Source organism: Alteromonas sp. NFXS44 (assembly GCF_040148705.1).
In the GTDB taxonomy this organism is placed as follows: Bacteria; Pseudomonadota; Gammaproteobacteria; order Enterobacterales; family Alteromonadaceae; genus Alteromonas.
Genome location: NZ_JAGDEA010000012.1, coordinates 1 through 19,874, shown reverse-complemented (window position 1 = coordinate 19,874; position 19,874 = coordinate 1). Strand labels below are relative to the sequence as shown.

Annotated in this window: 14 protein-coding genes; 7 read left to right on the top strand and 7 right to left on the bottom strand. The window is 48.1% G+C overall.

Annotated features, from left to right (window positions below):
- Positions 1–62 precede the first annotated feature (62 nt).
- Genes J3369_RS17255 through J3369_RS17245 form a run of 3 tightly spaced genes read left to right on the top strand, consistent with a single transcriptional unit; the run spans position 63 to position 4,346 of the window.
- Positions 63–1,889, top strand: coding sequence for an assimilatory sulfite reductase (NADPH) flavoprotein subunit (locus tag J3369_RS17255; RefSeq protein ID WP_349589244.1), 1,827 nt, complete (start codon positions 63–65; stop codon positions 1,887–1,889).
- Positions 1,889–3,607, top strand: coding sequence for an assimilatory sulfite reductase (NADPH) hemoprotein subunit (cysI, locus tag J3369_RS17250; RefSeq protein ID WP_349589241.1), 1,719 nt, complete (start codon positions 1,889–1,891; stop codon positions 3,605–3,607). The genes J3369_RS17255 and cysI overlap by 1 nt, the downstream gene beginning before the upstream one ends.
- Positions 3,600–4,346: a phosphoadenylyl-sulfate reductase gene (locus J3369_RS17245; protein WP_349589238.1), complete on the top strand. Its 747-nt coding sequence runs from the start codon at positions 3,600–3,602 to the stop codon at positions 4,344–4,346. The genes cysI and J3369_RS17245 overlap by 8 nt, the downstream gene beginning before the upstream one ends.
- Positions 4,347–4,410: 64 nt before the next feature.
- Here J3369_RS17245 and J3369_RS17240 read toward each other — a convergent pair whose 3' ends face one another.
- Positions 4,411–5,313, bottom strand: coding sequence for a TIGR03899 family protein (locus tag J3369_RS17240; protein WP_349589236.1), 903 nt, complete (start codon positions 5,311–5,313; stop codon positions 4,411–4,413).
- A 132-nt stretch (positions 5,314–5,445) separates the two neighbouring features.
- Between J3369_RS17240 and J3369_RS17235 the strand changes: the two genes are divergently transcribed.
- Together J3369_RS17235 and J3369_RS17230 are read left to right on the top strand one after the other, a co-directional pair.
- Positions 5,446–7,689: an EAL domain-containing protein gene (locus J3369_RS17235; RefSeq protein ID WP_349589234.1), complete on the top strand. Its 2,244-nt coding sequence runs from the start codon at positions 5,446–5,448 to the stop codon at positions 7,687–7,689.
- 373 nt (positions 7,690–8,062) lie between these two features.
- Complete coding sequence (locus J3369_RS17230) at positions 8,063–8,374, top strand: pyridine nucleotide transhydrogenase (RefSeq protein ID WP_349589232.1); 312 nt, start codon at positions 8,063–8,065, stop codon at positions 8,372–8,374.
- A gap of 82 nt (positions 8,375–8,456) precedes the next feature.
- Here the strand turns inward: J3369_RS17230 and sthA are convergent, their stop codons facing one another.
- The 4 genes from sthA to J3369_RS17210 form a co-directional block, all read right to left on the bottom strand.
- Positions 8,457–9,881, bottom strand: coding sequence for a Si-specific NAD(P)(+) transhydrogenase (gene sthA, locus J3369_RS17225; protein ID WP_303574822.1), 1,425 nt, complete (start codon positions 9,879–9,881; stop codon positions 8,457–8,459).
- Positions 9,882–10,014: 133 nt separating this feature from the next.
- Positions 10,015–11,862 carry a sensor histidine kinase gene (locus J3369_RS17220; RefSeq protein ID WP_349589229.1) on the bottom strand — a complete coding sequence of 616 codons (1,848 nt, stop codon included), beginning with the start codon at positions 11,860–11,862 and terminating at the stop codon, positions 10,015–10,017.
- Positions 11,859–14,108 carry an EAL domain-containing protein gene (locus tag J3369_RS17215; protein ID WP_349589227.1) on the bottom strand — a complete coding sequence of 750 codons (2,250 nt, stop codon included), beginning with the start codon at positions 14,106–14,108 and terminating at the stop codon, positions 11,859–11,861. Before J3369_RS17215 ends, J3369_RS17220 begins: the two co-directional genes overlap by 4 nt.
- Before the next feature lie 159 nt (positions 14,109–14,267).
- Complete coding sequence (locus J3369_RS17210; RefSeq protein ID WP_349589225.1) at positions 14,268–15,395, bottom strand: acyl-CoA desaturase; 1,128 nt, start codon at positions 15,393–15,395, stop codon at positions 14,268–14,270.
- 184 nt (positions 15,396–15,579) lie between these two features.
- Here J3369_RS17210 and fabR point away from each other — a divergent pair, with 184 nt between their 5' ends.
- Positions 15,580–16,194 carry an HTH-type transcriptional repressor FabR gene (fabR, locus tag J3369_RS17205; RefSeq protein ID WP_349591041.1) on the top strand — a complete coding sequence of 205 codons (615 nt, stop codon included), beginning with the start codon at positions 15,580–15,582 and terminating at the stop codon, positions 16,192–16,194.
- Here fabR and trmA read toward each other — a convergent pair whose 3' ends face one another.
- Positions 16,195–17,298 (bottom strand): tRNA (uridine(54)-C5)-methyltransferase TrmA, encoded by a 1,104-nt coding sequence (trmA, locus tag J3369_RS17200; protein WP_349589223.1) that lies wholly within the window; start codon positions 17,296–17,298, stop codon positions 16,195–16,197. It lies immediately after the preceding gene.
- Positions 17,299–17,440: 142 nt separating this feature from the next.
- Here trmA and J3369_RS17195 point away from each other — a divergent pair, with 142 nt between their 5' ends.
- Positions 17,441–18,775 (top strand): DUF5610 domain-containing protein, encoded by a 1,335-nt coding sequence (locus J3369_RS17195; RefSeq protein ID WP_349589220.1) that lies wholly within the window; start codon positions 17,441–17,443, stop codon positions 18,773–18,775.
- 99 nt (positions 18,776–18,874) lie between these two features.
- On the opposite strand, the gene J3369_RS17190 is transcribed toward J3369_RS17195, so the two are convergent.
- Entirely contained in the window at positions 18,875–19,360 is a 486-nt protein-coding gene (locus J3369_RS17190) for an RNA recognition motif domain-containing protein (RefSeq protein WP_349589217.1), read from the bottom strand.
- Positions 19,361–19,874 lie beyond the last annotated feature (514 nt).

Below are 19,874 nucleotides of genomic sequence, written 5' to 3'. Positions count from 1 at the left end.
ATTCTTTTCTCTTCTCAAAAAAAGTCGATACCTTTACGCTATCTCAATAAGGCTTATGAGTTATGTCAGCGAATTCGAATCAAAATCAAGCACCCGGTGCGGTGCTCAATGAGCAACAATGGAATGCGATTACGCAGGCCATTGCAGGCTTAAACCGTGATCAGCTTACCTGGGTAAGTGGTTACGCAGCAGGAATGGCTGCCGCGCAGGGTGGTGCTGTTGCACCTCAGTTAGCAGCGCCGGCGGCGGCAGCGGGCAATGCCCCGGTGCTCACCATTCTCTATGGCTCGCAAACGGGTAATGCAAAAGGTGTTGCCCGGCAGTTTCAGGCGCAGGCCGAAGCGGCAGGGTATACCAGTAAACTGATTAGCATGGCTGATTACAAGCCCCGCCAGATCAAAGCTGAAACCCACGTGGCTGTTTTTGTCAGCACACACGGTGAAGGTGATGCTCCTGATGATGCAGTGGAATTCCACGAATTTTTAGGTGGCAAAAAGGCGTCTAAGCTGGATGGTCTGAAATATGCGGTACTGGGTCTGGGTGACAGTAGCTACGAGTTCTTCTGTCAGACAGGCAAAGACTTTGACGAGCGTTTAGGCAAACTTGGCGGTTCGGCTGTTGTTGCACGTCAGGACTGTGATGTTGATTACGAAGAGTCAGCGAAGAGCTGGGGTGAGCAGCTAATTGCTGCGTTGAAGGACGACTTCGCCGGTGCCCCGGCAGGCGCTGCGGTTGCTGTGCAGTCAGGTTCGGCAGTCGCCGGCAGTGCAGAGCAGACCTACACGAAAAAGGCGCCTTTTGCAGCTACGCTTATCGGGTCGCAAAAAATTACCGGCCGCGATTCTGTTAAAGACATCCGTCATGTTGAAATCAGCCTGGTAGATTCCGGTATTCAGTACCGTGCTGGTGATGCACTGGGCGTGTGGTTTAAAAACGCTCCGGCACTGGTTGAAGAGATGTTATCTCTCACCGGCTTAAGCGGCAGTGAAGAAGTGAAAGTGGCAGATGCTACAACGACTATCGCAGATGCCCTCGCCGGGAAGCTGGAACTGACGCTGAGTTATCCGACTTTCGTCAAGGCTTATCAGCAGGCTACCGGCTCTGATGCTCTGGCTGCGCTGATCGAAGATCCTGCTCAGTTACGGACTTATCTGGCTGAGCGTCAGATCATCGATATCGTACGGGAACATCCTGCAAAGGTTGATGCGCAGGTACTGACTGATGCATTGCGTCCGCTGACGCCCCGTTTATATTCCATTGCTTCCAGTCAGGATGAAGTGGAAGACGAAGTGCATCTGACCATCGCTCATGTTGATTATGAAGCCTTTGGCAAACGCCATCAGGGCGGCGCATCCGGCTTCCTCTGTGAACGTCTGGAAGAAGGCGCAGAAGTGGAAGTGTACATTGAGAAAAATGACAACTTCCGTTTGCCAGAAAACCCGGATACGCCAGTTATTATGGTTGGGCCGGGCACCGGTATTGCGCCGTTCCGTGCCTTTATGCAAGAGCGTGACGCACAAGGTGCAGACGGTAAGAACTGGTTGTTCTTCGGTAATCCTAATTTTACTCAGGATTTCCTCTATCAGGTTGAGTGGCAGGGCTACGTGAAATCGGGTCTGGTTGACAAGATCACACTGGCATTCTCCCGTGACCAGAAAGAAAAGATTTATGTGCAACACCGTCTGATCGAAAACGGTAAAGACGTATTCGAATGGTTAGAAGCCGGCGCACATTTCTATGTGTGTGGTGATGCAACCCACATGGCAAAAGATGTTGAAGCTGTATTGTTATCAATTATTCAGCAGCACGGCGGCAAGTCTGAAGACGACGCCAAAGAGTATTTAGTTGCCATGCGCAAAGCGAAACGTTATCAGAAGGATGTTTATTAATGAGTAACGAAAAGTCTCCTTTTATTGTTGAAGGCAAACTGGCCGACAACGAACGTTTGAAGCGTGAAAGTAATAATTTACGTGGCACCATTGAGCAGGATCTGAAAGACGATCTCACCGGTGGCTTCACGGCTGATAACTTTCAGCTGATCCGCTTCCACGGTATGTACCAGCAGGATGACCGCGATATTCGTCCTGAGCGCGCAAAACAGAAGCTTGAGCCGCTGCATAACGTGATGCTGCGTGCCCGTTTACCCGGCGGTATTATTTCTCCTGAGCAGTGGCTGGTTATCGACAAGTTTGCTGAAGAGCACACCATGTACGGCAGTATTCGCCTTACTACCCGTCAGACGTTCCAGTTTCACGGTGTACTGAAGCCGCATATCAAGCTGATGCACCAGACGCTGAACAGTACCGGTATCGACTCTATTGCTACTGCCGGTGATGTGAACCGTAACGTACTGTGTACTTCCAATCCGGTAGAGTCTCAGCTTCACGTAGAAGCTTATGAGTGGGCGAAGAAGATTTCCGAGCACCTGTTGCCGAAAACCCGTGCTTATGCCGAGATCTGGCTGGATGGCGAGAAAGTTGAATCTACTGAGAAGCCGGTTGAGCCGATTTTAGGTGATAACTATCTGCCACGTAAGTTCAAAACTACCGTTGTGATCCCACCGCAAAACGATGTGGATGTTCACGCTAACGATCTGAACTTTGTCGCTATTGCTGAAAACGGCAAGCTGGTGGGCTTTAATGTACTGGTTGGCGGTGGTCTGGCTATGACCCACGGTGATAAGTCAACGTATCCCCGTAAAGCAACTGATTTTGGTTTCATCCCGCTGGAAAATACGCTGGATGTAGCGGCAGCAGTGGTAACGACTCAGCGTGACTGGGGTAACCGTGTTAACCGTAAGAACGCGAAAACCAAATACACCCTTGAGCGTGTGGGCGTTGAAAACTTTAAAGCGGAAGTGGAAAAACGTGCAGGTGTGAGCTTTGCTGACAGCCGCCCGTATGAATTTACTACCCGTGGTGACAGCTTTGGCTGGGTTGAAGGTATCGATGGTAAGTACCACCTGACTCTGTTCATCGAGAATGGCCGTATTCTTGACTTCCCGGGCCGTCCGCTGAAAACCGGTTGTAAGGAAATCGCGAAGATCCACAAAGGTGACTTCCGGATGACCGCAAATCAGAACCTGATTGTTGCAGGTGTACCGGCGGATCAGAAAGCTGTGATTGAAAAAATCGCCCGCGATCACAAGCTGATTGAAGACGATACATCTAACCAGAAGCTCGACTCCATGGCTTGTGTGTCGTTGCCAACCTGTCCGCTGGCGATGGCTGAAGCTGAGCGTTATCTGCCGGAAGCGGTTGACCGCATGGAAGGACTGTTATCACAACATGGCGTTGCAGATGACAGCATTATCTTCCGTATTACCGGATGTCCTAACGGGTGTGGCCGCGCCATGCTGGCCGAAATTGGGCTGGTGGGTAAAGGTCCGGGTAAATACAACCTGCACCTGGGCGGTAACCGTGAAGGTACGCGTATTCCGAAAATGTATCAGGAGAACATCAGTGAAGATGAGATCTTCTCGGAACTTGATACATTGATTGGTCGCTGGGCGAAAGAACGTGAAAGCGGTGAAGCGTTCGGTGACTACGTCGTCAGAGCAGGCATCATTGCGCCTGTTGTTGACTCAGCAAGAGATTTCTATGACTGATACCTTAATCGACACCACATCACCGCTGTCACTGGATACCAGTGCGGCGGAGATTGCAGCAATTAATGCAGAGCTGGAAGGCATGGATGCGGCTGACCGTATTGCCCGGGCACTGAAAATGCTGCCCGGCAACGCGATTTTGTCTTCCAGTTTTGGCGCACAGTCTGCGGTGATGCTGCATTTGCTGACTAAAGCAATGCCGGATATTCCCGTGGTTCTGACGGATACCGGTTATCTTTTTCCGGAAACCTATAAGTTTATTGATGAGCTCACCGAAAAGCTTAATCTGAACCTTAAGGTATATCGTTCTGACATGACCTCCGCCTGGCAGGAAGCCCGATTTGGCCGTTTGTGGGAACAGGGTGTCGAAGGCATTGAGAAATACAACCGGATGAACAAAGTTGAACCGATGCAACGGGCGCTGAAAGAGCTCGGTGCGGGTACATGGTTTGCCGGTTTACGCAGAAGTCAGTCTGATACCCGGGAAAAGTTACCCGTACTGCAGAAAGTTGGCAATCAGTTCAAGGTTTATCCGATCATCGACTGGTCGAATAAAGATTTGCACTACTATCTGAAAGATAACGATTTGCCGTATCACCCGTTATGGGAAGAAGGCTATGTGTCCATTGGTGACTGGCATACTACTCAGTCTCTGCAAGAGGGCATGAGTGAGCAGGATACACGCTTCTTCGGATTGAAGCGGGAATGTGGCCTGCACGAATTCGGTGACGGTATCTGATTGTTTACAGAGGATCAGGAAGGGCGGCTGCCAGCTGGTATGCCGCCCTTTTTTATTTACCCGGTTATTCAATAATGAAAGCCTGGCTGAGGCGTTGCTTAAGTGCATCCACATATGCCGATGCATTATGTCTGGTTATGAGTCTGGCAAGCTCTGCACCGGTACTGGTAAATTTATAGTATACAAAGGCAAGTCCCTGACCGGATGGGGTTACAGTAAACGTGTCGTTACCGCAACGCCATTTAATACTTTCAGACACCGGTAATTCACCACTTTCAATTTCGCTGGCGAATATCAGTTTCATGTCGATAAGGGCAAGCAGATCCGGATAACTCAGACCATAGGCAGCCAGGTTTACAGCCTCGGGTTGACGGTGACCAAATAAACGCCAGAAACCGGGCTTACGGTGATAGCCGGTGATCAGGCGGGGCACGGTATCTCCCTGACGCAAGCAGGACAAAGAGGCTGCTCTGGTAAACATTGCTGCATCCCGTTGGGTCAGCACTTTTAGTGTTTCCAGTGTACGCAGGGAAAAAGCGCCTGGCTTACTGACTTCAACAGCAAAAATTTTTCCCCATAGTCCCTGCATCGCGGGGGAGTGAATATTCTCTGCCAGACGGGAAAATGCATAAAACCAGTCGGGATCAACCGGTTCATTGCTGGTCTCCGTTAAGCTGACACTCAATGCAACATCCATGATGGCCTGCAGGTTTTTTATGCGCGACAACGCCAGAATATCATTTCTGCGTTTTATCGCCTGCTGACGGGCAGCTTCATCCGGCAGAATCATGTTGTGACCTATGCCTGCACGGGCAAACAACGACTGTATACGTTGCGCATTGTCACTGGCAGAGCGTGAAGCCGTGCTGCTTTTACGGGGTTCTGCCTGCGTCCCGGAGGACTTTTCAGTTTTCACCGTGACAGCCGGCTGAAGAGGAGGGGATTGACCGGAATCCGTTACTTTCATAGAGATAGCGTTCTTGTAAAGTCTGCTGGTACTGTACGCCCGCCGCAAAGGTTAAGCAACTTGTCGAATAACTTGCAAAAAGACAGCCAGCGAGTACGATTAAATGAGGCGGTATATAAGGATAGATATTCGATGTCATCGGCTGGTTATGAAAATGATGAGCTTATTTTCTTAGATGAAGAAGCACATCCGGAGTTAGAGCCTCAGATCCACAAGGTGTGGAATGTACTTATTGTCGATGACGATGAGGAAATTCATACAGTTACAAGACTGGCGCTGGCAGATTTAATCGTCAGTGACAGAAAGCTGAATTTTATGCACGCCTATTCCGGTGAGCAGGCTAAAGCGTTACTTGAAGAACATGGCAGGGACGTGGCTATTATCCTGCTGGATGTAGTGATGGAAACCGATGATGCCGGTTTGCAGGTTGTGCAATATCTCCGTGAAAATCTTGACCTTCCGGAGCCCCGCATAATACTGCGTACCGGACAGCCCGGGTACGCCCCGGAAGAGCACGTGATCCGCACCTATGACATCAACGATTATAAAACGAAAACAGAGCTGACCCGCAGTAAGCTGCTGACTACCGTTTTGTCGTCAGTGCGCTCGTACCAGCAAATTCTGACCATCAACCAAAGCCGTCTGGGCCTGCAGAAAATCATCGCCTCTGCTTCCAACTTGCTTGAAGAACACTCGGTGAAGGGATTCTGTGAGGGAATCGTGACCCAAATCAGTTCCTTGCTCGGACTGGAAGCTGAAGGTGTGGTGTGCGCGCGGGCGGGCTCAGTCCTCGACAGAGACGACAATGGTGTCTACATACTCGGTGCAGCGGGTAACTTTGCCAGCTTTATCAATGAGCCTGTAGAAACCATTGAAGACCCTGCCATTGTTGAGAATATCAATCGCAGTTTACGCCTTAAAAAACACATTCTTGAAAATCACAGCTCTATTTTGTATCTGAACAGTTCCGGTTTTGAAGCGGCTGTTTATATGAATATGAATAAAGAGCTGACTCAGGTCGACCGGCAACTGCTCGAGGTATTTCTTTCCAGTATCTCGGTGGGCTACGAGAACGTTAACCTTTTCCACGAATTAAGAAATGCAGCCTTCCGTGACTGGCTGACCCGGTTGCCCAACCGGAATGAATTTATCAATATGCTGGACCGGCCCTCTGTATCCGGTGCCGCCGATCTGTGTGTGGCACTGGTGGATGTGAATCACTTTTCAGATATCAACGACGGGTTGGGTCAGGAAGCGGGCAACATGCTGCTGAAGGCCATTGGTGAAAGACTGGAAGCGGGCTTTGACGAGCGGGTGATTAAAAGCCGGATCGGGGGAGATGTTTTCGGTTTAATTGGTTCTGAGTTGCAGGTCACACCGCAGGCGATAAACGCTGTGTTCTCTGAAAGCTTCACCGCCGGCGACCATACTTTACCTGTCAATGTGACCATCGGTCTCTACCGGATTGGCTCTGACAAGAGCATTGGTATCGATACGCTGAAGAGAACCAATATTGCCCTCAACCGGGCGAAGAAAAAGCTGGCTGATAACTTTGAGTATTATCAGCCTGAGTTTGAACAGCGAACAACCCGCCAGTTAAATATGATCAGGCAATTACGCACCGATTTTCAGGATCGGGTGTTGCAATTGTGGTTTCAGCCTCAGGTGGACCTTGTCAGTGAAAAGGTTATCGGTGTTGAAGGCCTGCTACGCTGGCCTGACGGTAAGGGCGGATATATTTCGCCAGCCGAGTTCGTGCCCATGGCTGAGTATTCCGGTTTAATTGTCGATATCGGTCACTGGGTGGTAGAAGAGTCATGCCGGCGCATAAAAGAGCTGACAGACAGTGGCTTTGATGATATCCGCGTAGCGGTCAATGTATCTATTCCGCAGTTCAGAGATCGTTTGTTTGTGGATAAGGTGAAAAGTGCACTGACACGCTATGGCTGTTCACCTAAACGACTGGAACTGGAGATCACTGAAAGCGTGGTGATGGATGAACCGCAAATTGTCATAGACGCACTGACCCTGCTTAAAGAGTTTGGCGTTGCCATTGCAATTGACGATTTTGGTACCGGTTTCTCCTCCATGAGTTATCTGCAGAAACTGCCGCTGGACCGGCTCAAAGTCGACCGCTCATTCGTGAAGGACATAAAGCCCGGCGAAAATGCAGTCATTGCAGAAACTATAGTGACACTGGGCAACAAGCTTGGTCTGGTGACTATTGCTGAGGGCGTGGAGAAGCGTGAGCAGGCCAGCTTTATGATTAAGCTCGGTTGCGACGAAGCTCAGGGCTTTTTGTTTGCCAAACCCATGCCCTTTGATGATCTGAAAGCATTTCTGATTGCTAAAAATAATGAGAGTGACGATGAATAGCATCGTCCCTGCCTGACCCTGTAAATTACGTATATTTTCGCTATTTTTGGTATTCAGATTAATACTAAATAATGACGGGAAATGGCTGGTTGTCACTTCTGAAAAGATTGGGAACGGCTAATCTTCGTATACGCGGGTTTATCACATTGTGACTATAATGTTATCAGATGCCTGATTTTGCTGCTCTTCAGGCTTCTCAGGCGATAGCTGAACTCAGTACCACCGAGGGATTCCTCTGCTACTTCCAATTAAATCCGGAAATATTTCACTGTGTCACATTATTGTCATATTGATGTGATCTGAATTTGACTGACCACCGTTTATACAGTATGCTTTACCATAACAGTATCCACTGTATCACAGGAGTAATCACATGCGTAAAACAATTATTGGCCTCGCGCTCTTAACGTCGTTTGGTGTTGCGCATGCGGAGTCTGGTGAAAGCCAGCTTTTCGATTGTATGGATGCGAAAACATTCGAAATGAATAACCAATGTATGACTGATCAAATCAGCAACAACATTCGTTACCGCGATGCACAACAACAAGTAACAGAGCAGGCGAGCGAAAACTTTGGCGACTATGCCATTGCTACAATGACTTTCGATGCTGAAAAAATGCAAATCGATATCGTAGCTCACAGAGACGTGCTTCAGGCTAAAAATAGCTTAGCAATGAACCGCTAATTTGTTCTGGACTGAGAAACCGGCTTTTTACGCCGGTTTTTTTGTGCCCGCAAAAGCGGGCAGATGTGTAAAGAAACCGGATTCAGAAGATCCGGTTGAGCCCGTTTAATGCTGCCACCCGGTATGCTTCTGCCATGGTAGGGTAATTGAAGGTGGTATTTACAAAGTAATCAATCGTATTCCCGCCATCTTTTTGCTGCATGATTGCCTGGCCGATGTGCACGATTTCAGATGCCCGCTCTCCGAAGCAGTGAATACCCAATACTTCTTTGGTTTCACGGTGGAAGAGTATTTTAAGGCTGCCCACGGTGGTGGATGCAATTTGCGCGCGGGCAAGGTGCTTAAACTGGGCGCGGCCTACTTCATAAGGCACTTTTAAAGCAGTCAGTTCCTGCTCATTTTTACCCACAGAGCTGATTTCAGGAATTGTATAAATACCGGTGGGTATGTCTTCAACCAGGCCAGAGTTTGCTTTACCGGAAATCATTGCTTCTGCGGCAGAGCGGCCTTGATTGTAGGCTGCTGAAGCCAGACTCGGGTAACCAATCACATCACCGACCGCGAAGATATTATCGATTTCGGTACGGTAATTCTCATCTACCCGCAGTTGTCCCCGGGAGTCGGCTTTGAGCCCAACCGCATCGAGATTGAGCATGTCAGTATTACCGGTACGGCCGTTAGCAAACAGCAGACAGTCTGCTTTCATGCGTTTACCAGACTCCAGTTCCATGATCACACAGTCGTCATGGCCTTGTACGCTCTTATAGGTTTCAGTGTGACGGATAACCACACCGTTGTTCCACAAGTGATAGCTCAGGGCGTCAGAGATCTCTGCATCAAGGAATGACAGCAGACGATCCCGCATATTCACCAGATCTACTTTCACACCCATACCCCGGAAAATGCTGGCGTATTCAGAACCGATTACACCGGCACCGTAAATAATGATGTTTTGCGGCTCATGCTTAAGCGACAAAATGGTGTCTGAGTTATAAATACGGGGGTGATTAAAATCTATATCCTTAGGTGAGTAAGGGCGTGAACCGGTTGCAAGGGCAACCTGACGTGCAGTGATGAGATCCTTTGAGCCGTCGGGACGCACAATTTGTATTGTATTTTTATCAACAAAGCTGGCTTCACCGTGGATCAGGCTTACCCGGTTTCTGTCATAAAACGATGTACGCAAACGGGATTGCTTTTTAATCACGCCGCTTGCATGACTCATGATGTCCTGAAAAGTAACGTGGCGGGCAACCTGATTTTCCGAGAACAGTGAAGTGGTATTGTATTCAATCAAACGACTGACAGAGTGACGTAGAGCTTTTGATGGAATTGTGCCCCAGTGAGTACAACCACCGCCGACGGCTTCGTAGCGCTCAATAACGGCGACTTTCTGACCGGCTTTGGCCAGCTGCATGGCCACACCTTCACCACCGGGTCCGGTGCCGATCACAATGGCGTCAAACTGATAAGAAGGTTCTGCGACTTTCGCTGTTTTCTTTGTCATGGTCGAAAATACTCAATGGTTGCTGTACCGGCGGGAACCGGTAGATACGTTGCTGGACTGGAATAGTGTCATGCAAAGTCTAGCAACATTCTGATAAGAAAGACAAAGTTTCCGTTGCCCATTTCCGGTTTCATCATGCATTTTTAGCGTCAGGCAACGCCAGCGGAAAGGTCATGATAAATTCTGTGCCGTTGCCTTCTTTAGACGTAAACACAATCCTGCCGCCGAGCAAATTAGTGACCCACTGGTGGACGAGGTGCATACCAAGACCGGTATTGCCTTTGTTGCGGGCTGAAGTCACAAAAGGCTCGAAAATAGTGTGCTGAATTTCATCCAGAATGCCGCAGCCATCGTCTCTGACTTTGACTTCGAAACTGTTCCCCTTCTCACGGGCGGTGATGCATACTTCCCCAAGACGTTTATTCGCAAAAGCATGCTCAAAGGCATTGGTGATAAGGTTCTGTAATATTTGAGAGTAAAGGCCGGGGAAGCTCACAATTTCCAGCGTTTCCGGTATGTCTGCTGTTAGTTTTACCCGTTTGGCGCTTGCCTGAGCTTCCAGTGTGCGGACCAGATCACCCACTACTCTGTGCAGAGAAAACTTCACCGGCGTTTCGCTTCCGCGGTCCACCGCCAGCCGTTTAAACCGCTTAATGAGCTCGGTTACACGTTCAAGGTTATGCTTAGACAGGGCCACACTTTCCCTGGTATATGCCACGAAAGCATCGAGATCTGAGCGGGTCAGTCCGGTACTGATTTTCTTTTCCAGCGCGTCGAGTTGGTTATCAATGGCCGATACGCACATGGTTGTGCCGCCAATGGGGGTGCTCAGCTCATGGGCGACACCGGCTACCAGCATGCCCAGAGACGCCATTTTCTCTGACTCGACCAGTTCGTCACGGAGACGGGTTTGCTTATCCAGAGCGGATTTCAAATCCTGTTTCTCCGTTAACAGCTGATCTGTCAGATGGGTAACATGGGATAATTGTTTCAGGTCCCGGGTAATCAGTAAGCCGGCAATAAAAAAGCAGCAAACGAAAGAAATTAATCCCGGTAACAGCGCATCTTTTACCAGCAAACCGTGGTAATTGGCGGGTGTGCGGGTGAGAATGAAGTACGGGTCAACCGTGTGCGTATGCTTCATTCTTAATTGCAAGGCTGCACCGCTGAACAACGCATCTTCTTCTCCGGAGACCAGGGAAACAGCTTTGTTGTTTTTTAGTTTCTCGAGAATATCAGGTTGAGCCAGCTTAATGTTCGCAGGCGTGATCCCGCGGCTGGCGGTCCATTCTTTTTCTGCATCAGGGTGCAGCATCCATTGAATGGCACCTTCGGAAATCAAAAGCTGCGTTTGTGTTTCTTCAAAGGTTTTCAGGTGATCGAATAAAGACGTCAGGTCAAAATTAAAAACCAGAAAACCTTCTCCCAAAGGATGAGAAGGAAATGTATGCAGGATTGCCCGCACAGTTGGCTGAAAGGGCGTGACCAGCACACCATTTTCCATATTCAGATCGATGGAAGAAAGCGTCATGCTCCCTGCCGGCTTTTGCTGTGCCTGCTTAAAGTAATATCGTGTGGATTTATCCTGGAGCTGTTCCGGCGGGACAATCTGAATACCTTCGTCAAGAAAATTTACCCGCACGGTCTCAATCCCTTCGGGGCTTAGCCATCGCATTTGCGATACATTGTTAAGCACCCGGCCGATGCGCAGAAACAATTGAGCTTCCGTTTCTTCTTGCTGACCGTTTGATAAAACATCTACAAGGTGTTCATTAGCGAGGCGTGCGACGTTAGTTAAATCGCCAAGTTCCTGACTTAAAGCCGTATTGACTGAAGATATGACGGTTGCATGCTCCAATCTTAGTGTTTGCATGGACTTTTCATAAAACCACTGATACACCAGTGAGCCAGTCAGTACAGACAAAATAAAGTTGCACAGATATAACCAGCAGGCCCTTTGCCAGTGTTTTTTCTCACTCATCGCCGCTGTCCGTTAAGCCAGTCGATAAGGTCGGGTAATGCCATGGGACGGGCAAACAGAAAACCTTGTCCGGTTTCATAACCTTTACTCAACAACGCTTCCCGTTGTCCTTCAGTTTCAATGCCCTCAGCAACAACCTGAAAATGACATTGTTCTGATAGCCTGTGTACCATGTCCAGAATATGATCAGGAGAGTTCGGGGTCGCGGTATTTAGTGTATCAACAAAGCTCTTATCCACTTTCAGTGCTGAGGCCGACAATGTACTGAGGTGAGCCAGCGAAGAATAGCCTGTACCAAAGTCATCAATACTGACTTTGATCCCCATTTTCATCAACGTATTAAGTATCGGGTTAATATCCTCATAATCTTCCATGGCCTGAGTTTCAGTGATTTCTATCTCTACCTGCTCCGGCAGCACATTATGGGTAGCCAGTGCGTTTTCCAGTGCAGGAATGAAGTTTGGTGCTATCACATCGGCATGGGTCACATTAAACGCCACAGAGAAGTTATGCCCTGACTCTTTAAGCACTTTTGCAGCGTAGACAGCAAGCTCCATCACCAGGCTGTCCAGACGGGTGATTAATCCGGATGCTTCAGCAAGAGGGATGAATACATTCGGCGGAATTATTTCGTTACTTCCGGTGCGCCAGCGGATAAGCGCTTCCAGTCCGGTTGTCACACCGGTTTTCAGATCCACTTTCGGCTGGAAAACCAGAAAGAACGGGTGAGAGTCGGCAATGGCATCAGACAAAGATTTCAGCAGCTTGTGGCGGGTGCCCATTTCGTCAAGCAACTGTCGTGTGATGGTCTGTACGGAATGGTCCCGCCGTTTCCGTGAGTTATGCACCAGTTGCGCCGTTTTCAATGACTTACGTAAATCGTCCAGCTCTAAATCTTTCACTGCCAGATGGCTGATTCGGTTCGTGACCCGTTGCTCAACATTATCGACATACACCGACAGTTCGGCTAACTGGCTTAATGATGGTTCCTGAGACACTTTTTCCGTTTTATAAAGCAGCGCAAAAAAGCCATCACCCAGATAACAAATCGTCATCGCTTTCTGACAGCGCTTTTTCATTTCGTTCAGGCAACCGGCAAGCAGGGCATGGCTGAAATCTGTGCCCAGAGTGATTTCACTGGTTGAGAAATCTGTCATATTCACCAAAACCAGCGAGGTTGAATGCAAATCAGACAGTGACATATTCACTATTTCGCGGTGCAGCCAGTTTTTGTTCGGAATTTGCAGAGTTTCGTCAAAATAAGCCAGCATGGACAGTTTATTGAGCAATGCCAGGTTAACGAAACCATTGCCGATGTTTTCGCTGTACACCATCAGCAGTGTAATGTGGCTTTGCTCCAGAGGTTTGGGAGACTGGACGATGACAAGATAGTGATTGTTGTCTACATCTGCCGTATTGAAGTAGAGAATTGACCAGCTTTCATAAAACTGATGCTCATGGGTGTGCAGAGCAGTGTCGATGGCCTTCAGCAATCCGGAACTCGCGTGAGCCTGATATTCACCTAATAGGTCTGACAGCATACTGGCGTCAGACCGGCTGAAGTCACCACTTGATGCTACCACTTCGCATTGTTCCATAGACGCCATGGTCGGACGGTAGGCGCACACCACACCACCAGTTTCAGGAATGCCAATGACCCGGGATACTTCATTAAGCACGGTGTACGTAAACTCTCCGACATCCTGCTTTGACGTCAGGGCCCTGGAGGCATCCACAATCATTTGCAGTCCGCGTTTGGCCACGTACAATTCATTCAGATTGGACCAGGTTTTAATGTTACTGGAAACAATGCCTCTCAGCTTTTCTTCTGTCAGTTCAACTTTGTTCCAGTACTCATCAATATCGTATTCTTTAAATGTGTCCTGACGGGGAGCCATACCGGGCTGACCGGTGAGCAGGATAATCCGCACACGGGAATTACCTAACACGGTTCTAATGGTGTTTACCAGGAACAAGCCTGCGTTATCCTGCTCCATCACAACATCCAGCAGGATCACCGCAATATCGTCGGTTTCTGCCAGAATGGTGGAGGCCCGGGCCGCAGAGTTTGCGGTCAGAAACTTAAGCGGTTTGCCCCGCACTTTAAGGCCGCTTAAGCCCAGTTTAAGGGATTGTTGATAGCCCAAATCGTCTTCAACACTAAGAACTAACCATTCTCCTGACTGAATATTACTGTCGTCCGGTTCAGGCTCCGGGGAAAAGGTAAAAAGCTGTTCATCACTCATGCATCCGTCCGTACTGATAAAGGAAAAGCGAGGACTCTTATTTCAAAAAATGCAGAGAAAACAGCAAGAGCAATCCATCACCTAAGTGTTGCCTATATTATTGATTTTGCAAGAAGGAGAAACAGAAACGCCGCTAAATAGCGGCGTTTCGGGCTGAGTTCAGACCAGATGTGGTGAAAGTGTCTGTAACTGGAGCCACTTTTCTTTCTGAAGGGCCAGTGCGTGTTTGAGTTCCTTATAATGGAAGTCAATTTCCAGTCGCTCAACCGAGCGCTTCAGGCACCGTTTACGTACATTCATAAGACGTTTTTTCGCGGCATAATAGGCAGACATCTTCTGTACTAATAACTCATACTCAGCCTGCACTTTTTGTAATAACTCATCGGCATCCGGCAGGGCGGCAAGTCTGGCATTGGCTTGCTGAAGTTGCATGGCTGCTCGGGCTTTTTCAATACGCTCTTCCGGAACCCGGCGCAGATTTGTAGTCAATCCGGCATAAGACAGGCCGCGGATAAGCCACTTGGTAGGATCGAATTGCCACCAGTAAATACCGTTACGGTAATCATATTCAAAAATATGATGGTAGTTATGATACCCCTCGCCGAAAGTGAAAAATGCCAGGATACCGTTATCACGGGCTGTGTTTTTATCGGTATAAGGCTGACTGCCCCAGAAATGAGCCAGCGAGTTAATAAAGAAAGTGACATGGTGGACCATGAATAAACGGAATACACCGGCAAAAAGAATCATACTCAGTACATCGCCGTTCAACCAGCCAAGCAAACCTGTGATCCCGAAGTTTGCGACAAGCACGATAGGCAGGTAATACTTGTGTTGCCACACAACCACCGGATCTTTTTGTAAATCCCGGCAGTTGCTGTAATCGTCATAGCGATGAGACTGATATTCTCTCAGCATCCAGCCAATATGGGCGAACCAGAGGCCCTTTTTAGCTGAGTACGGGTCTTTGTCGTTTTGATCCACATGACGGTGATGGATACGGTGATCGGAAGACCAGTGCAGGATACTGTTTTGCAATGCCATTGCACCGCCGATGGCGAGAATGACCCGTACAACAATATTGGCGTCATAGGTTTTATGAGACCACAGACGGTGATAGCCGGCAGTAATAGACATACCGGTGAAATAAAATAATACGACAGCCGTCACCACTTCCGTGGTGTCGAATCCCATGGTGACCGCCCAAAGGGGCACTGCCAGTAACGCAATTGCACCGGTAATAATAAATACCAGAACATTGGTCAGGATAATTGGTGGTTTTTTCATGATAACAACTCGGCTTACAACTGTACGCTAATTTATCGTTTTCACCGGGCGCAGGCAAGGGAAAAGCGACATTTTCAGCTTTAAGTATAGTGAAGATTTTGTGAAACTGATGTGCCGTCATCGCCGGGGTAAGGTACAATCGTTACCGTTTACAGGTATCCGGAATGAAAAGAAGGAGTTGGCGGTGAGTCGTCAGGAGCAAAAATTAAAAACCCGCCAGAATATTATCAATGCTGCTTTTGGTTTGCTCGATGAGCAGCGCAGTTTGTCTGCTATCAGTTTGCGTGAAGTTTCCCGTGCAGCCGGTATTGCGCCGACTTCTTTCTACCGTCACTTTAAAGATATGGACGAACTCGGTCTGACGCTGGTGGACGAGGCGGGTCTTGCACTCCGTCAACTGATGCGTCAGGCAAGACGCCGTATCGCCAGTGGCGGCGGGGTTATCGATACGTCGGTCGATACCTTCATGGAATTTATTACCGCCAATACAAACGTGTTCAGATTACTGCTCCGTGAACACACCGGCACTTCAACTGCGTACCGGATGGCAGTACTGAGGGAAATTCAGCATTTTATTGAAGAACTGGCTGATTATATTGTGGAAAGTCAGGGCGCAGAGCATCAACTGGCAAGTCTTCAGGCAGAAGCCATGGTCCGGCTTGTATTCAGTGCCGGAGCTGAAGCATTAGAAGTGGATGTGCCGTTGAGGCAGGAAATTGGCCACAGGGTAAAAGCGCAATTGCGTTTTGTACAGTTGGGGGCAAAAGTCTATCGCCCCCGGAAAGTCAGAAGTGAGTAATTAACGGTTTTTCTTCACCAGTTTTACGCCGGCCTCAATGTGGTGCGTAAAAGGGAATTGATCGAACAAGGCAGACGCCACCAGATCGTGGGTTTGCGACAATGTCGCCAGATTCGCTGCCAGCGTGTCGGGGTTACAGGAAATATAAATAATTTCCGGATAGTCCTGAATCATCTTCAGTGATTCTTCATCAAGACCGGCTCTTGGCGGGTCAACCAGCACCGTCGTAAAGTTGTAACCTGATAAATCAATGCCGTTAAGGCGGGAAAACTGACGTCCGGTTCTTAATGCTTCCGTAAATTCTTCAGCAGACAGACGAACAATCTCCACATTGTCTATGTTGTTCACTTCAATGTTAAATTGCGCAGCGTTCACTGAAGGTTTGGCGATTTCAGTGCCGATGACTTTGCGAAACTGGCTGGCCATAGGCAGTGAGAAATTACCGGCTCCGCAGTACATTTCAAGCAGATCGCCGCTGGTGTTTTCACACACAGACAATGCCCATTCGATCATGCGGCAGTTCACTTTTGCATTCGGCTGGGTAAAGCTGTTTTCGATATGCCTGAATTGATAGTGTCGTCCGTTTACCGGCAGCGATTCGATGATAAAGTCATTGCCCAGAATTTTCTTCTGCTTACGTGCACGGCCGATAACATTCACTGTACCGAAGGTGTCAGACATCGTATCTTGCATCGCCCGCGCAGCCGTTTCCCATTCATCATCCAGCTGACGGTGATACAAAAGGCTTATCACCAGCTCACCTGACAACCCGCTCAGATAATCAATCTGAAATAACTTCTTTCTCAGTACCCGGCTGGGACGAAGTGCTGTCATTAAAGTTTGCATAGCAGCATTGATGGTATCGCTTGCCGGCGGGAAGGTGTCAACGCGATACTTTTCTTTCGTCTCGCTGTTGAACATGATGTGATACAAGTCATCGCCATCATGCCATACCCGAAATTCTGCCCGCATGCGGTAGCCGGTTTCTTCAGAGGCAAACACAGACATCTCAGTTTGACCATATTGATCAAGTAGTTGTGACAGTCGCGAGATCTTCTCGTCTAACTGCGCGGTATATTGCTGACTGTGTGTCTGAGTTGTCATGGTTATAGCTTCATCTTGTTTGCCGGGCTGCGCATTGTAGTGTCTTAAATTATTTGTGCAAACACTGTTCTGAGATTGCATTAAAATTAAACAATTCGTTAAGTCTGCCGATAACTAATGTGAGGTTAGTGAGGACAACATTATGAACGTGGGTGAAATTAAGGCATTTGTTAGTGAGCAGAAGCCGGCTGTTGCAGAACAGAAGGCACCTGAAGACCCTAATAAAGCAATCAAAAAGCAGTTACAGCAGGATGGACTTCGTCAGGCTGCTGAATTTCAGCAGCGGCAAATCGCAATGGTAAGCGTCAGTAGTTCGCAGACGACCATTGGCCTGAAAGTCTACAGTTCGTCAATGGAGCAACAGGTTACCGTTGACGGACAGCGTGGTAAGTTTGCAAAAGATGATACGTCAGATAAAGAGAAGGAAACCTCTTTATTTGATTTTGAGGAAGTGGCAAAAAACGTTTTGCGTTTTGTCGGTGGTGTCATTCAGGGCGCTGCAAGAGGTGGTGCGGATGAAGAGAAACTCGGTAATCTTTTTTCGCAGGCGAGAGAAGGGGTTTCCCGGGGAATTGCCATGGCAGAAAAAGATCTGGGAGGCCTGATGAATGATGATATCTCAACAGGCATCGACAGGAGCCGCAGTCTCATCGAATACCGCATTAATGCACTGGAGTCTGATCTGCTCGGTATTCAGAATGAAGATCAACTTGCTGCAGGTGGTGTTGCATCAGCTCTGAACGTTAACAGCAGCAACTCAGAATCTGCCAGTCTGACAATTCGTACCAGAGATGGTGATGAAGTGCAGTTGAGCTTTGAGAGTCTGAGGGCTTATCAATATGCCAGCGAGCAAACCGTCGCTTATACGACTGAGCAGGGGCAGGGTGGTGACGGTAATGGTTATCAGAATGTCGTCGCTACAGATAGCACTTCTTACTCGTACTTTGATCGTCAGGGGATCAGTTTCTCTCTGAAAGGCGAGCTGGATGAAGGTGAATTAACGGCCATTGCAGATTTAGTGGAATCCGTTAACGATCTGGCTGATACGTTCTTTGGTGGCGATCTGGATAAGGCGTTTGAGAAAGCGCTGGAACTGGGTTTTGATGATCAGGAACTTACGGGTTACGCATTGCAACTGAACAGAACGCAGCAAACGGAAGTTGTGAAAACTTACGGTGCTATTCAGCATTATCGAGACGGCAGCGAGTCCGGTTCCCACGGCGATGAAGCGAAGCCTGTTGCACAATATCTGAATAAGATGCTTAACGTCTTTGATTCGGCGAGACAACAACTGGCTTCAGGTGAAGACTTCAACACTCTGATAAATGGCCTGATCAACGAAATGAAGGATGTGCAGGTGCCTGATTTAGTATCTGCTATAAATCGTTTCCATAGCTTTAATCAGCGTTTACTTGACGCAATGCCGGGCGAGCAGCAGAAAACTCAGCCAGTAGAGCCTCCGGCAAGCGAAAGCTGAAAGATACGGGCGGACTATTAAAGTAGTGATGCCCAATTCAATATTCAGATAAAAAAGAACCCCGGCATGCCGGGGTTCTTTAATGCTTGTGTAGTACGACTACTCGGTTTCTCCTTTCTCCCTTGCAGCACGTACTTTCAACGTTCTTTCCAGAAATACTTTATCGTTCAGTTCCGTAATAGCTGAATCTACGTCGCGGGTAATGACTTCGATAAATCCATACCCTTTACGTTTTCCAGTACGACGGTCCTTCATAAGACGAACACTCTGAACTTCGATGTAATCCTTGAAATATTCTTTCACTGCATCTTCGTTCGCTTTATATGGAAGATTACCTACATATAAAGTGGCTGTTTCTCCGGAAGTCTCAGAAGTCTCAGAAGTCACATCAGCATTCACTGTAGAGGACGTTGAAGACGAACTCAGCAGAGATGCAAGCCAGGGTGTAACGATACCGCTAATAAGCAAAGACACTGCAACGGTGACAGGAAGACTCGCTTCCAGACTAGCGGAAGAAACGATGAGATAACCTGCGATTGCGAATACCGCGCTAATTACTGCGCATTGAATAAAGCCTACTTTCATAAACCTACCTTTAATTATTTTAGTGAAACGTTGGAGGCTGCTCATAGTTTACTCATTTGTAACAAATTGAACAATGGTCTGATGAAATAGTAGACGAAAGACCAATAAAAAATAGACTTTTGTTGGAAAACCAGGCGTTTGACTTTGAATTCGAATAAAAAGGTCAAAAAGGATAAAAAAGGGGTTGACGAAAAATCTCTGATGCGTAGAATGCGCACCACTTCGACGGGGAACGTCAAACGGTTCACGAAGAAGTCGTTATAAGGACTTAGTAATGGTTGTTTATGACGGTTTTCACTGAAAATACTTGAGAAATTAAATTTCAAAAAAGATGTTGACACTGAAAACGAAACGCGTAGAATGCGCGTCCCGCTTCAGGGAGAAACGCTGAAGCAGCTAGCCGAGGTTAGCAATTGTTCTTTAAAAATTTATAACAAGACAATCTGTGTGGGCACTCGTTAAGAGTGTCAACCGACGATTCATAAAAGTTTTTCGATATATTTAATTGAAGAGT

Coding starts and splice junctions, on each gene's coding strand:
- J3369_RS17255 (WP_349589244.1), top strand. CDS start 63: ATGTCAGCGAATTCGAATCAAAATCAAGCACCCGGTGCGGTGCTCAAT.
- cysI (WP_349589241.1), top strand. CDS start 1,889: ATGAGTAACGAAAAGTCTCCTTTTATTGTTGAAGGCAAACTGGCCGAC.
- J3369_RS17245 (WP_349589238.1), top strand. CDS start 3,600: ATGACTGATACCTTAATCGACACCACATCACCGCTGTCACTGGATACC.
- J3369_RS17240 (WP_349589236.1), bottom strand. CDS start 5,313: ATGAAAGTAACGGATTCCGGTCAATCCCCTCCTCTTCAGCCGGCTGTC.
- J3369_RS17235 (WP_349589234.1), top strand. CDS start 5,446: ATGTCATCGGCTGGTTATGAAAATGATGAGCTTATTTTCTTAGATGAA.
- J3369_RS17230 (WP_349589232.1), top strand. CDS start 8,063: ATGCGTAAAACAATTATTGGCCTCGCGCTCTTAACGTCGTTTGGTGTT.
- sthA (WP_303574822.1), bottom strand. CDS start 9,881: ATGACAAAGAAAACAGCGAAAGTCGCAGAACCTTCTTATCAGTTTGAC.
- J3369_RS17220 (WP_349589229.1), bottom strand. CDS start 11,862: ATGAGTGAGAAAAAACACTGGCAAAGGGCCTGCTGGTTATATCTGTGC.
- J3369_RS17215 (WP_349589227.1), bottom strand. CDS start 14,108: ATGAGTGATGAACAGCTTTTTACCTTTTCCCCGGAGCCTGAACCGGAC.
- J3369_RS17210 (WP_349589225.1), bottom strand. CDS start 15,395: ATGAAAAAACCACCAATTATCCTGACCAATGTTCTGGTATTTATTATT.
- trmA (WP_349589223.1), bottom strand. CDS start 17,298: ATGACAACTCAGACACACAGTCAGCAATATACCGCGCAGTTAGACGAG.
- J3369_RS17195 (WP_349589220.1), top strand. CDS start 17,441: ATGAACGTGGGTGAAATTAAGGCATTTGTTAGTGAGCAGAAGCCGGCT.
- J3369_RS17190 (WP_349589217.1), bottom strand. CDS start 19,360: ATGAAAGTAGGCTTTATTCAATGCGCAGTAATTAGCGCGGTATTCGCA.